This is a genomic window from Phycisphaerales bacterium, from assembly GCA_035627955.1.
Lineage (GTDB): Bacteria > Planctomycetota > Phycisphaerae > Phycisphaerales > UBA1924 > JAEYTB01.
Genome location: DASPKU010000019.1, coordinates 288,624 through 302,429, shown reverse-complemented (window position 1 = coordinate 302,429; position 13,806 = coordinate 288,624). Strand labels below are relative to the sequence as shown.

The window sequence follows — 13,806 nt, the reverse complement described above, 5'->3', positions numbered from 1 at the left end:
GCTTAGCGATTTCGGCCGGGGACACTGTCCCTGGCCTGGCACGCGCCCGGGCAGCTTGCCCATTAGAAGCCGTAAGACCTGCGCTCGCGAGCGTGGGCTGCAGTGGAGTGTCGTATGCCGAACATGCTGGGTCGCAAGGTGTCATCGTCTCTTCGCTCCCTCTTCCTTAAGAGGCAGAACGCTCAGTCGCTGGAGAACCTCGAGCCCCGCACCCTTCTCGCGGCCGACATCCCCGTGGGCGGCGCGCTCCTCGACTGGGGCGGTAACAGCCTCGTCGTGAAGCCCGGCTCTTACGTCCTCACCTTTGACGACTACATGGGCAACCAGCAGGCCGAGCTGCTCGCCCGCGAAGCCGCGACCCGCCTGGGCATCAGCGCCGAGCGCTTCCGCCCGATCGCCAACGGCAAGTACGCCACGCTCCACACCACCGACCCGCTCACCCGCGAGCAGGCGCAGTGGCTGGCCGAGGTCATGCCCTCGCTCAAGGCCTTCGAGCCCAACGCGCTCTACCAGCCCAACCGCCTCCCCAATGACCCGCAGTTCAGCCAGCAATGGTGGCTGAGCAACACCGGCCAGAACATCCAGGGCCAGCTCGGCACCATCGGCGCCGACATCCACGCCGTCGAGGCCTGGGACACCACCATCGGCTCGCGCGACGTCATTGTCGCCGTGATCGACACCGGCATCGACCTCACCCACCCCGACCTCATCCCCAACCTCTGGACCAACCCCGGCGAGGTCGCCGGCAACGGCCTCGACGACGACGGCAACGGCTTCGTCGATGACGTGCACGGCTTCGACTTCGGCGAAGGCGACGGCAGCCCGCAGGACATCGCCGGTCACGGCACCGCCGTGGCGGGCGTCATCGGCGCCGCCGGCAACAACAACCTCGGCGTTACCGGCGTCAACTGGAACGTCTCCATCATGGGCCTCAAGGTCGCCGACGACAACGGCAATCTGAGCCTCGACGCCATCGTGGCCGCGCACGAGTACGCGACCATGATGATCAACCGCGGCGTGAACATCGTTGCGAGCAACAACAGCTACGGCGGCTACCAGCCCGCGTTCTACGCCGAAGCCCCCGACGGCTTCGCCGCCGAGCGGGACGCCATCGAGGCGTTCATCGACACCGGGCGCGCAACCTTTGTCGCCTCGGCCGGCAATGACGCCTTCGACAACGACGACCCCGATGTCTCGCACTTCCCCTCTTCCTACAACATCCCCGGCCTGCTCTCGGTGGCCGCCACCGACAATAACGACACACTCGCCAACTTCTCCAGCTTCGGCCAGCAGACGGTGAACCTTGCCGCACCAGGCGTGAACGTGTTCACCACCGCTGTCGGCGGCGGCTACCAGTTCGCCGACGGCACCAGCTTCTCGGCCCCCGCCGTTGCCGGCGCCGTCGCCCTCATGCAGGCCGCGTACCGCGCGACGCACGGCGGCCAGAACGCAAGCCCCGTCGCCATCCGCGAAGCCCTCATCAACGGCTCCGACCTGCTGCCCAGCCTCGAGGGTCGTCTCCAGTCCGGCGGTCGCATCAACGTCGCCCGCTCCATGGAACTGCTCAACATTGACGGTCCGGTGGTCCGCGGCGTCACGCCCGGCCCAGTCACCGGCCAGCTCAGCTCAAACACCGGCCAGCCCGTCAACTCCATCACCGTCACGTTCAGCCGCGACATCGACGAGGCCACCCTCACGACCAGCGGCGCCGCCCTCATTGGCGACGGCGTCGACAACGTCTTCGGCACCGGCGATGACCGCGTCATCCCGATCAGCGCCGTCACCCGGTCGGCAACCAACCCGCGCGTGGTGACCTACACGCTCAACCTCTCGGGCTTCGCTCAGTCGCGCCTACCGATCGACAACTACCGCTTCACCCTCACCGGCACCGGCGCCACCGCCATCAAGGACACCAGCGGCAACTTCCTCAACGGCAACTCCAGCGACGGCGAGAACAACGTCTACAACTTCCGCGTCACCGCCGCCACCGGCGACAACGAGCCCAACGACACCCGCCTCACCGCGACGCCCGTCGCCTTCGACTCCGCCGGTCAGGCCAACTTCAACGGCGTTACCCTTGGCAACGGCCTCCAGGTCAACCTCGACGTCGATCTCTACCGCATCGACATGCCCCGCGCGGGCCTGATCACCGCCGAAATTCTCGCCAAGCGCCTCCCCGCCCCTTCGGGCCTGGATTCCTACCTCCGCCTCTTTGACGCCAACGGCAACCAGATCGCGGCCAACGACCAGACCTTCGGCCAGGACGCGTTCATCGACTTCTTCGTCTTCACCGGCGGCACGTACTACATCGGCGTCTCCGGCTTTGGTAACGACGACTACAACCCCGACCTCGCCGGCAGCGGCTCGTCCCAGTCCACCGGCGTGTACAACCTCCGCCTGAACGTCGTCCTCCAGAACGACGAGACCAAGACCTTCGCGTCCACCGATGCGGGCCTGCCCCGGCGCGTGCCGCCTCAGGTCGGCCAGACGCAGGGCACGACCAGCTCGTTCATCGACATCGCCGACACCCGCCAGATCCTCGACGTCAACGTGCGCTTCAGCATCGCGCACGAGTTCAACGAGGACCTCGAGATCCGCCTGATCGGCCCCGACAACACGACCATCGTGCTCGTCAACAACCGCGGCGGCAACGGCCAGAACTTCACCAACACCATCCTCAACGACGAGGCGACGCTCTCGATTGCCCAGGGGACGGCCCCCTTCACCGGCTCCTTCCGCCCCGAGCAGAGCCTGGGCGCCTTCGACGGCAAGGTCGCCGCGGGCCGCTGGACGCTCGTCGTCGACGACGAGTCCAACCTCAACAGCGGCTTCCTCAACAGCTGGTCGCTCGAGATCACCTTCAAGAACAACATCTTCGGGCCCTTTGAGTCCAACGACACCCTGGCCACCGCCAAGGTGCTCAACGAGATCACCGGCACCGGCGCCGCCACCCGCACCGCCTTCATCGGCGACGGCGGTTTCGGCTCGCTCGACCGCGATATCTTCCGCTTCACCGCCGACGCCGGCAGCACCATCAACGCCGTGCTGACCTCGGGCGGCTCGCTCAATGGCGCGATCCGCATCTTCGACGCCGCGGGCAACCAGGTGCTCTTCAGCAGCCCCACCAACAGCAACGGCGCCACGATCGAGAACTTCGTGTTCGCCAACAGCGGCATCTACTACATCGCCATCTCCGAGGCCTCCAACCTCCAGTACGACCCCAACGTGGGCGCCAGCGGCACCGCCGCCGCGACCACCGGCACCTACACCCTCACCGTCAACCTCGCCGCCGGCGTCTCCGACCCCGGCAACGTGCTGTCCGGCACGCCCGTTGACGCGGGCATCAACACCGGCGCCACCTTCGGCCAGGCCAACATCAACCACCAGATCGTCGGCCTGCAGTTCAACGGCATCGAGTTCCTGCCCACCGCCAGTAACGCCGACTCCTTCCTGGGCCTCGTCGCCAGCGGCAACAACTTCAGCAACTCCACCAACAACGGCGACCAGCTCTCCTTCGCCCTCAGCACCGCCAGCGACCAGTTCAACAACCGCCTCTCCGCCCGCGCGAGCTTCCGCGGCCTCAACATCAACCGCATCTTCTCCTACGGCGCCAACGATTCCTTCATCGCCGTCGATGTCTACTTCACCAACACCACGGGCAGCATCCTCCAGGATGTTGGCTGGATGGAAGGATTCAACCCCGACCCCGGCATCTCGCTCGCTGAGAGCAACAGCACCACCGCCAACGACGTCGACGCCAGCGGCAAGGTCGCCTCGGCTACCTACACCAACAACCAGTTCGAAGACGGCCTCACCGTCGCCCTCGCGGCCCCCGCCAGCGACGCCCGCGCCCGCGCCACCGTGATCGACGGAACCACCGTCGTGCGTGACCCGTCCATCCTGCTCGCGCAGGCCATCAACGACCCCAACGGGACCGTGTCCGACTCGCAGCTCGTCCTCGCCTACGACCTGGGCAACATCAACCCGGGCCAGACGACGACCATCCGCTACTTCATCTTCTTCGGCAACACGCCCGCCGCCGTCGATGCTCAGGTCGACGCGGTCAACAACGGCACCGGCACCGGCCACCTTACCGCAAACCCTGCGACCCCCGCCAACGAGGTCCTCAACACCGGCACCGGCCCCGCGGCCTCCGTGCCCAGCCTGCCCTACCGCCAGTACTACCCCGAAGGCTTCTTCGGCGACAACATCTACACCTTCGTCCCTGTCGCCAACATGAGCGACGAGACCGCGACCGTGTACATCATCGCCCACTACGAGTTCGGCAACCGCGACCAGCTCGTCGGCACGCTGACGCTGAACCCCAACGCCCGCAGCGGCATCACCATCACCACGCCCGAGCTCTTCCGCAACGGCGGCGTGCTGGCCGGTCGTCCGGGCACGCCCTACGCCCTCGAGGTCCGCTCCGACCGCCCGGTCGCGGCGACTTTCAGCCACTACGACCTGGGCATCCTCGCCGGCCACCAGGCCGCCATCGGCGAGGCGTTCACCACCGTCACCGACACGCAGTGGAGCTTCGGCACCGTCACCAAGAACCTGGGCGGCAACGTCGACTTCATCCTCTTCTACAACCCCGGCGACCAGCTCACCAAGGTCACCGGCCAGTTCTTCCCGCAGAGCGGCGGCGCCCCCTTCGAAGCGACCTTCAACCTAGCCGGCAAGCGCCGCGGCGGCTTCGCCGTCGACCGCGTCCGCATCGCCACCGCCTACACCTTCACCCAGTCCTACACCCTCAAGACCGACTACCAGGTTGTCGCGAGCAACAGCACCGCCGGGTTCACCACGATCAACGGCGTGCAGATCGCCGAGGGCACGGTGCTCCCCGCCGGCACGGTCATCAACTCCGGCTCCACGCTCGCGCCCACCAACTTTGTTCCCAACGACGTTTTCGGCGTCCGCATCAACTCCGACCGCCCCGTCGTCGCCTCGCTGTCGCACTACAACTTCAGCGAGCTCAACGCCGCGGGCAGCATCGGCAACGCCGGCGCCGGCGCGGTGAGCGGCGTGATCCCTGAGGGCCAGTTCGGCACCAACGCCCAGTCCGAGACCATCAGCGTCCTCAACACCTCCAACACCGCGACCACCGTCGTCTTCACCTTCCTCTTCCAGAACGGCAGCTCGATCCGCCACACCGTGCCGGTCGCCAAGACCTCCACTGCCACCTTCGATACTGCCGACATCCCCAACTTCATCACCAACCAGCCCTACGCGGTGTTCTACTCCACCGCCGAGACCAACAGCGTGCCGGTCACGGTCAGCATGCTCACCCGCGCCTTCGGTGACGCCGAGAGCAGCACGGTGGCGACCCAGGCCTTCACGATGTGGGGCTTCGGCGAAGGCTTCCGCCCCGCCGACAACAGCGGCCACCCGGGCATCGTCGAGACGCTGCGTCTCTACAACCCCTCGGAGAACGACATCACCGTCGAGATCACCATCGGCTACACCCGCGACCGCGGCGCCGAGACCTTCCGTCGCGTGCTTCCCGCCCGCCGCGTGACCGAGTTCAACATGGACCAGTTCGTCACCGGCCAGTTCCGCGCGATTGACGCCTTCTACGGCACCCGCGTCAAGGCCCCGGTGCCGATCGTCGCCTACATGAGCCACTACGACCGCGCCTTCCAGGGCCTCGTGCCCGACCCCGTCGCCGGCGCCGCATTCGGCACGCTCGGCACGCCGATTGGTCGCGTCAACCCGGTCGCCTGATGCCTCCGATCAACCTCTGATCCCACCAAGGGCCGCCACAGGGCGGCCCCTTTTTCATTGAACGCAATCCAACGAACCCGCCCGGGCGAAAAACGGCCCGGCTGCCACCTACTATCCGGGTCCTTCGCACGAGGGCGTAGCTCAGTTGGTAGAGCAGCGGCCTTTTAAGCCGTCGGTCCAGGGTTCGAGTCCCTGCGCCCTCATTCTGGTAGATGCCGCCGCGTGCGGCGAACGGATTCCGTGGGGACACAGGGAAGGTGACGGCTTTGACGAAGGTGCTGCACGCGAACTGGTCCGAGGGGCACCTGCACCTCTGGGCCGAGGACCCCGACCGTCTCTCCAGCGCTCCCGCCGCACCCGAGCCCGGGCGCACACCCCCCCACCCCTTCGCCGCCGATCCCGAGTCGCTCCGCACACTGCCCGGCCTGACCGACGCCGCGTCTACCGCCGTGCGCCTGCGCCTGCCCGCGAGCGGCGGCAAACCAGCGCCGAGCTCCACCCTCGCTCGTCTCCTGGGCCTGGTCACCACGACCGACGACGGCGAAGGCCGCGCACCGCTTGATGTGCTCGCGTTCGAGGCCGCCGCTCTCGCCATCAAGCCCGAGCACGCGGCCAGCGCTCTCCTCGCCATCAGCGACCAGCTCGCCGACGAGGCCGAGCTCGCCACCAACGGCGACCGCCGATACTCCGCCGGTGCCACCCTCGACTACTTCGCGCAGGCCGCCCGCCTCTCCCGCTATCTGCTGAGCCAGCAGCGTTTCGTCCCCGCCCTGCTCCAAACCTCCACCGGCGAGCTCGATGCGCAGTGGGAGGCGTGGGTGAGCGACGAGGCCACGGCACAGCGCGTGCAGCGCCTCGTTGCCGCGATGCCCCCCGCCGCGCGAGCCGTGCCCGACCGCTTCCGCCACGAGCCCTGGGCGATCACCGAGGACTTCCTGCAGGCGATTACCGACGCCGAGTGCCGCCGCCCGCTCCTGGCCGAGAACTTCGCCGAGAGCGTCGAGGACAAGCCCGTCACCGACCCGCACGTCGCGTGGCTCCGCGGCCTGCTCACCACCACGCCCCACGTCCAGGCCAACCCCGGCATGCGCGCCGAGCTCAACAAGCGCGTCCGCGCCTGGCTCGGCGTGCTCGAGGAGCGCGGCGCAAGCTCCTCCTGGCGCCTCATGCTCCGTCTCAGCGAGCCGATCGTCATGGGCGCTGAGACGCCGGACCCCGAGGACCCGATCTGGACGCTCTCCTTCCACCTCCAGAGCGTGGACCAGCCCTCCCTCGTGCTCGACGCCTCCGATGTGTGGCTGCTCACCGGCGACAGCGTCACCGTCATGGGCCGCCGTCTCGAGCAGCCGCAGGAGCTGCTGCTGGGCGAGCTCGGGCGCGCCTCCCGCTTCTACCCGCGCCTGGAAGAAGCCCTCGAAGAGAGCGAGCCCGAGTCGCTCAACGTCTCCACGCGCAAGGCCTACGAGTTCCTCCGCGAAGTCCGGCCCATCCTCATTGAGCAGGGCTTCGGTGTCGAGGCCCCTTCGTGGTGGGACTCCCCCACCGCGCGCCTGGGCGCCAAGCTGCGCCTGGAGAGCGACGAGAACGTCGATCCCTTCGGCGATACAGGCACCGGCATGACCAACGCCGCGCGGGCGCAGCTGGGCCTCGCGTCGCTCATCAACTACAAGTGGGAGATCGCCGTGGGCGACACCACGCTCTCGCTGCACGAGTTCGAGCAGCTGGCGAGCAAGCGCACGCCGCTGGTGCGCATCAATGGCCGCTGGGTCGAGATCCGCCCCGAGGACGTGCACGCCGCCATCCGCTTCATCCGCGAGAACCCCGGTGGCAAGATCCGCCTCGCCGAGGCCATGCGCCTGGCGTACGCCAGCGACCTCAAGACCACCGGCATCCCCGTGGTCGGCCTCGAGGCCAGCGGCTGGCTCCAGGCCTTCTTGAACAGCGAGTCCTCCTCGCGGCAGGTCGAACAGCTGCCCCCGCCCAAGTCCTTCCACGGCACGCTCCGCCCCTACCAGGCCCGCGGCGTCTCGTGGATGGCCTTCCAGGAGACCCTCGGCTTTGGCATCTGCCTCGCCGACGACATGGGCCTCGGCAAGACCGTGCAGCTCCTCGCCCTCATCGCCCACGAGCGCGAAGTCGCCGAGGAGCAGCAGCGTCTCGCCGCCACGACTGAGACGAGCGAGACGGTTGCGAGCAGGCTCGTGGGCACACCCGATGCCGGGACTGAGGAGTCCTCGACGAAGTCCCGGGTTCAGGGCACCAGTGACGACGCAACGCAACAGACACCAGAACCCGCGACTTCGGGCGAAGCGCCCTCAGTCCCGGCGTCGCAGGACATCTCCACTCCCCGCGCCCTCGTCCCCCCCACCCTCCTCCTCGTCCCCATGTCCGTCGTCGGCAACTGGATCCACGAGTGCCGCCGCTTCTGCCCCGACCTCAAGGTCCTCGTGCACCACGGCATCGGCCGCCTCCAGGGCCTCGACTTCCTCAACAAGGCCGTGGACAGCGACCTGGTCATCACCACCTACGCCCTCGCCCACCGCGACCGCGAACTGCTCGGCCAGGTCAAGTGGGGGCGCGTCGTGCTCGACGAGGCCCAGTACATCAAGAACCCCTCCGCCAAGCAGAGCCAGGCGGTCCGCAGCTTCGAGGCCCTCAAGCGCGTCGCCCTCACCGGCACGCCCGTCGAAAACCGCCTCACCGAGCTGTGGTCCATCATGGACTTCCTCAACCCCGGCTACCTCGGCAGCCCCGGCAACTTCCGCACCCGCTTCGCCGTCCCCATCGAGCGCTACCACGACAAGTCGCGGGGCGAGCAGCTCCGCGGCCTCATCCGCCCCTTCGTCCTCCGCCGCCTCAAGAGCGACCCGCTCGTCGTCGCCGACCTCCCCGAGAAGGTCGAGAGCCGCGAGTACAGCTACCTCACCAGCGAGCAGGCCTCCATGTACGAGTCCTGCGTCAAGCGCATGCTCAACGAGGTCGATGAGGCCGAGGGCATGCAGCGCCGCGGCCTCGTCCTCGCCGCGCTCGTCAAGCTCAAGCAGATCTGCGACCACCCCAGCCTCATCCTCAAGGACTTCGGCGACAACCCCACTCAGCCCGCCGATCCGTCGCGTAGCGGCAAGTGCATCCGCACCATGGAAATGGTCGAGGAGCTCCTCGCCGAGGGCGACCAGGCCCTCATCTTCACCCAGTTCCGCGAGATGGGCCACCTGCTCGAGTCCATGCTCCGCCACAAGACCGGCAAGGACATCCTCTTCATCCACGGCGGCACCACCCAGCCGCAGCGTCAGGCCATGATCGACCGCTTCCAGAAGGCCGACGGCACCGCGCCGATCCTCCTCCTCAGCCTCCGCGCCGGCGGCGTCGGCCTCAACCTTACCGCCGCCACGCACGTGTTCCACTTCGACCGCTGGTGGAACCCGGCCGTGGAGAACCAGGCCACCGACCGCGCCTACCGCATCGGACAGACGCGCACCGTGCAGGTGCACAAGTTCGTGATCCGCGGCACGCTCGAGGAGCGCATCGACCAGATGATCGAGAGCAAGACCGAGCTGGCCGAGAACATCATCGGCAGCGGCGAGCAGTGGCTCAGCGAGCTCAACACCGACCAGCTCCGCGACATCCTGACCCTCCGCAACGACGCGGTGGACGACGAGGTGTAGTTCTATCAAGACCGTTCGAAACGAGCCCCGAACGCAGTGAGGGGTTTTCCCGCTTTCATCCCCTCTCGCTGGACACCAACAGGGCCTCTGCCAACCCTACAGACTGGCCCTGACCTGCCCGATGCCCCGGAACCATTCGTGAACGACCCGACGCCCACCCCGCAACCCGCCTCCGGCCCCAAGCGACATACGCCGCCGATGGCCCGCCCCGAGCGCCCCGCGCCCGCGGGCATGCAGCCGCCCCTCCGCCCCGCCCCGCGCCCGCTCCCCGCCAAGCCCCGCAAGGTCCGCGGCGGCCTCAAGGTCCCCGCCGGCGACATCGCCCCGCCCGCCTCCCCCACCGCCTGGACCGCCCACCGCTGGCTCCGCGTGCTCGAACAAGCCGTCGTCGGTCAGCCGCTGATCGAAGGCCTCGACTACGCCCGCCAAGGTCAGACCAAGCGCATGACCATCGGCCCGGGCAGCGTGGTCGGGAACGTCCAGGGCCGCTCCGACCGCCCGTACACCACCACAATCAGCATCAGCACCTTCACCACCGAGCAGTGGGACAAAGTCGTTGAGGCCATGAGCGAGGGCGCGATCTACGCCGCCAAGCTCCTCGCCGGCGAGCTCCCGCCCAACATCGAGGACATCTTCGGCCCCCTCGGCCTCAAGCTCTTCCCCACCGACCCCGCCGAGCTCACTGTCTCGTGCGACTGCCGCGCCATGATGCAGGCCCACGCCGAGGCCACCGCCGCCGCGGCCCGCGCCATCGCCGCCCGCACTGGCCAGCCCGTCAAAGAGACCCCCACCTGGAGCGACACCAACGACAGCCCGTGGTGCAAGCACGTGTGCTGCCTCGCCTACCTGCTCGCCCACAAGCTCGCCACCGAGCCCTTCCTGATGTTCACGCTCCGCGGCGTTGAGGGCAAGGACCTGCTCGAGCGCCTCCGCCAGCGCCGCACCATGACCGGCATCGCCGGAATCTCCGTGCCCGTCTACCCGCAGCGCGTGCCGGGCGTGTCCGACGTCACCTTCCCCACCCTCGAGGAAGCGGCCGAGCGCTTCTGGGACGCCGGCCCCGGCCTGCACGACATCGACCTCCCGCTCGACCCGCCCGCCGTGAGCCACCCGCTGCTTCGCCGTCTGGGGCCCTCACCCTTCACCACTGCCCAGTTCCCGCTCATCGGGCTCCTGGCAAGCTGCTACAACACCATCAGCGAGGCCGCGCGGAAGACCGACGAGCCTGCCGATATGGAGCCCGCTCCGAGGGAGCCTGTTGTCGACGACGCCGAGCTTGAAGGCGACGACATGCCGGGCTGAAACCCCGCCCCCCCGTGCCCCGCTGCCTACACTTGCCGGTCCCATTGGAGCCCGCCGCGACGGACGGTCAAAACGACCCGAGGCGCGGCCAGGGGCGGTCCCATCGCGGCTGATGGACTGTCCAGCTCCGGCAATCACCCTTGTGGGTGGTCGCCCGTGCCGCGGCCCCGCCTCCGCCGATTCGTCGGCTGACCAGCGGACCGCGACTGTGGTCCCTGGTCCCACCGCCCGCGAGGCACGACGCCCCGCGACGGTCAAACGGAGGCTCGCCCAAGCCTGCTACTCGGGCTTTTACTGGTCGATGGTGTAACGGTAGCACAGCAGATTTTGGTTCTGTTTGTCCAGGTTCGAATCCTGGTCGACCAGCTTCTTGGGTACCCATGGGTACCCCGCCGCTCCGCGGCGGCTCTGCTGAGCATCACACCGCTGACAACTGAGGCACACCAAAGAACCGCCACGGAGTGGCGGGGTACCCACTGCACCCATGAAGCCAACCGCCATCATCCTCGCCGCTGGTAAGGGCACCCGCATGAAGTCGGACCTGCCCAAGGTCGCCTTCCCCGTGGGTGGACGCCCGATGGTGTGCGCTGTCGTCGATGCCTGCCTCGCCGCCGGCTGCGGGCGAATCATCGCGGTCGTCGGCCACAAGCAGGAGCTCGTCCGCGACGCCCTCAAGAGCTACCCGCAGGTCGAATATGCCGTGCAGGACCAGCAGCTGGGCACCGGGCACGCCGTGCAGTGCGCCATGCCGCTCCTCGCCCGCGAGAGCGGGCAGCCCGGCAGCGACACCCTCGTCCTCTGCGGTGACGGCCCCCTCATCCGCCCCGCGACCATCAAGGCCGTGCTCGACCGCCACCGCAGCAGGCAGGCCGCGGCCACCCTCGCCACCAGCGTCATTGATAACCCCCAGGGCTACGGCCGGATCGTCCGCGACCGTACCGGCGCCTTCGTCGCCATCGTGGAGCAGAAGAACGCGACCCCCGAGCAGCTGAACATCCGCGAGGTCAACCCCAGCTACTACTGCTTCGACGCCCACCACCTCGCCAATGCCCTCAAGAGCGTCACCCGCAACCCGGTCACCAACGAGTACTACATCACCGACGTGCCCGCGCTGCTCATGAGCGCCGGCCAGCGCGTCGAGGTGATCGACGCCGTGCCGCCCGAGGATGTGCTCTCGATCAACACGCCCGATGACCTGGCGCAGGTCGACGCGATCTACCGCAGCCGCCCCGCCAACAACGTCGCGCCCGCCGCCCCCACCGCCTCGGCCATTCCAGGAGGGAACCGCTGATGCCCGCCCGCTCCAGCGTTGTCGACGACGGCAACCTCATCGTCTTCAGCGGCCGCTCCACCACGGAGCTGACCAAGCGCATCTGCCAGGTGCTCGACATGCAGCCCGGCGGCGCCCGGGTCACCGAGTTCCCCGACGGTGAGATCTTCGTCAAGCTCGACGAGGACGTCCGCGGCAAGGACTGCTACGTCGTCATCAGCACCTGCGAGCCCGTCAACAACAACCTGATGGAGCTGCTGATCTTCATCGACACGCTCCGTCGCGCCAGCGCCGGCCGCATCACGGTCGTCATGCCGTACATGGGCTACGCCCGCCAGGACCGCAAGGACGAGGGGCGCGTGCCCATCACCGCCAAGCTCGTGGCGAACCTCATCACCGCCGCGGGCGCCCAGCGCGTCCTCGCCCTCGACCTGCACGCCGCCCAGATCCAGGGCTTCTTCGACCTCCCCGTCGATCACCTCTCCGCCACGCCCGAGTTCATCAAGTACTTCCGCGAGCGCCGCGAAGAGCTCGGCGACCTCTGCCTGGTCAGCCCGGACGTCGGCAATGTGAAGGTCGCCGAGGGCATGGCCAACCGCCTTAACGGCGACCTGGCCATCATCAACAAGCGCCGCCTCAGCGGCAGCAAGGTTGAGACGGGCAACCTCATCGGCGACGTGAAGAACAAGACCGTCCTGATGTTCGACGACATGATCAGCACCGCCGGCACCGTGTGCGAGGCCGCGAAGCTGGTCATGGATCGCGGAGCAAAGGACGTCATCGCCGCCGCGACGCACCCGGTGCTCGTCGGCCCGGCGGTCGAGCGCCTCGTCAACAGCCCCATCAGCAAGGTCGTCGTCTGCAACACCATCCCCTTCAGCGAGCGCACCAAGCCGCTCAAGAGCAAGCTCGTGGAGCTCTGCGTCGGCTCGCTGCTGGGCCAGGCGATCCTGCGGATCCACACGAATCAGTCTGTCAGCGCCCTGTTCAAGGACACGGCCGGTCCCAAGAGGTAAGTCCCATTAGTCCTATAGGTCCTAGAGGACCTATACAGCGTTAGAAAGGAAGCATCCATGCACGAGAAGTCACCCCTCCTCACCGCCAAGAAGCGCGAGCGCCTTGGCTCCCGCTACTGCGAGCGCATCCGCAAGCAGGGCGGCCTGCCCGCCATCGTCTACGGGCACGGCGAGCAGCCCATCCCCGTGTACGTCGAGGCCCGCGAGACCGTCCGCCACATCACCGCCGGCGAGAAGGTCTTCCGCATGGAGCTCGAGAACGGCTTCAAGGACCAGATCGTGCTCCTCAAGGAGCTCCAGTTCGACTATCTCGGCACCAACATCGTCCACGCCGACTTCGCCCGCGTGGACCTCAACGAGCGCGTCAAGACCCGCGTGCCGATTCACCTTATCGGTGAGGCCAAGGGCCTCAAGACCGCCGGCGCCATCCTCATGCACCCGACCGCCGAGCTCGAGATCGAGTGCCGAGTCGTCGACCTGCCCGACTTCATCGAGTGCAACGTCGCCGACCTTGACGTGGGCCACGCCATCACCGCCGCCGACGTCAAGCTCCCCAGGGAGGACATGAAGCTCATCACCGACAAGCACGCGATGGTCGCCCAGATCGTCGTCCAGGCCGAGGTCGTCACCGCCGAGGCCAGCACCGTCGCCGGTGCCGCCGAGCCCGAGGTCCTCACCGCCAAGAAGGCCGAGGAAGGCGCCGCAGGCGCAGCCAAGGACGCCAAGGGTGGCGCGGCCGCGAAGCCCGCTGCTGGCGGCAAGGACGCCAAGCCGGCCGCCGGCGCCGCCAAGCCCGCCGGGGGTGGCGACAAGAAGAAGTAATCAGTGT

The 13,806-nt window shown here is 68.0% G+C and carries 6 protein-coding genes and 2 tRNA genes; all 8 read left to right on the top strand.

The window, feature by feature from the left end:
• Positions 1–114 precede the first annotated feature (114 nt).
• The 8 genes from VD997_15895 (at position 115) to VD997_15860 (ending at position 13,799) form a co-directional block, all read left to right on the top strand.
• Entirely contained in the window at positions 115–5,724 is a 5,610-nt protein-coding gene (locus VD997_15895; GenBank protein HYE63473.1) for a sensory rhodopsin transducer, read from the top strand.
• A gap of 130 nt (positions 5,725–5,854) precedes the next feature.
• Positions 5,855–5,927: transfer RNA gene (locus VD997_15890), tRNA-Lys, on the top strand.
• Between the two features lie 72 nt (positions 5,928–5,999).
• Positions 6,000–9,389 carry a DEAD/DEAH box helicase gene (locus VD997_15885; GenBank protein HYE63472.1) on the top strand — a complete coding sequence of 1,130 codons (3,390 nt, stop codon included), beginning with the start codon at positions 6,000–6,002 and terminating at the stop codon, positions 9,387–9,389.
• Positions 9,390–9,527: 138 nt separating this feature from the next.
• Positions 9,528–10,691 carry a hypothetical protein gene (locus VD997_15880; protein ID HYE63471.1) on the top strand — a complete coding sequence of 388 codons (1,164 nt, stop codon included), beginning with the start codon at positions 9,528–9,530 and terminating at the stop codon, positions 10,689–10,691.
• A 295-nt stretch (positions 10,692–10,986) separates the two neighbouring features.
• Positions 10,987–11,057 (top strand) — tRNA-Gln (locus tag VD997_15875).
• Between the two features lie 118 nt (positions 11,058–11,175).
• Positions 11,176–11,982 carry a sugar phosphate nucleotidyltransferase gene (locus tag VD997_15870; GenBank protein ID HYE63470.1) on the top strand — a complete coding sequence of 269 codons (807 nt, stop codon included), beginning with the start codon at positions 11,176–11,178 and terminating at the stop codon, positions 11,980–11,982.
• Entirely contained in the window at positions 11,982–12,977 is a 996-nt protein-coding gene (locus VD997_15865; GenBank protein ID HYE63469.1) for a ribose-phosphate pyrophosphokinase, read from the top strand. Before VD997_15870 ends, VD997_15865 begins: the two co-directional genes overlap by 1 nt.
• Positions 12,978–13,034: 57 nt before the next feature.
• Positions 13,035–13,799, top strand: coding sequence for a 50S ribosomal protein L25 (locus VD997_15860; protein HYE63468.1), 765 nt, complete (start codon positions 13,035–13,037; stop codon positions 13,797–13,799).
• Positions 13,800–13,806: the final 7 nt, after the last annotated feature.

Bases quoted from the DNA above. Each gene is read 5' to 3' on its own strand.
- VD997_15870 (HYE63470.1), top strand. From the start codon at position 11,176: ATGAAGCCAACCGCCATCATCCTCGCCGCTGGTAAGGGCACCCGCATG.
- VD997_15895 (HYE63473.1), top strand. From the start codon at position 115: ATGCCGAACATGCTGGGTCGCAAGGTGTCATCGTCTCTTCGCTCCCTC.
- VD997_15860 (HYE63468.1), top strand. From the start codon at position 13,035: ATGCACGAGAAGTCACCCCTCCTCACCGCCAAGAAGCGCGAGCGCCTT.
- VD997_15865 (HYE63469.1), top strand. From the start codon at position 11,982: ATGCCCGCCCGCTCCAGCGTTGTCGACGACGGCAACCTCATCGTCTTC.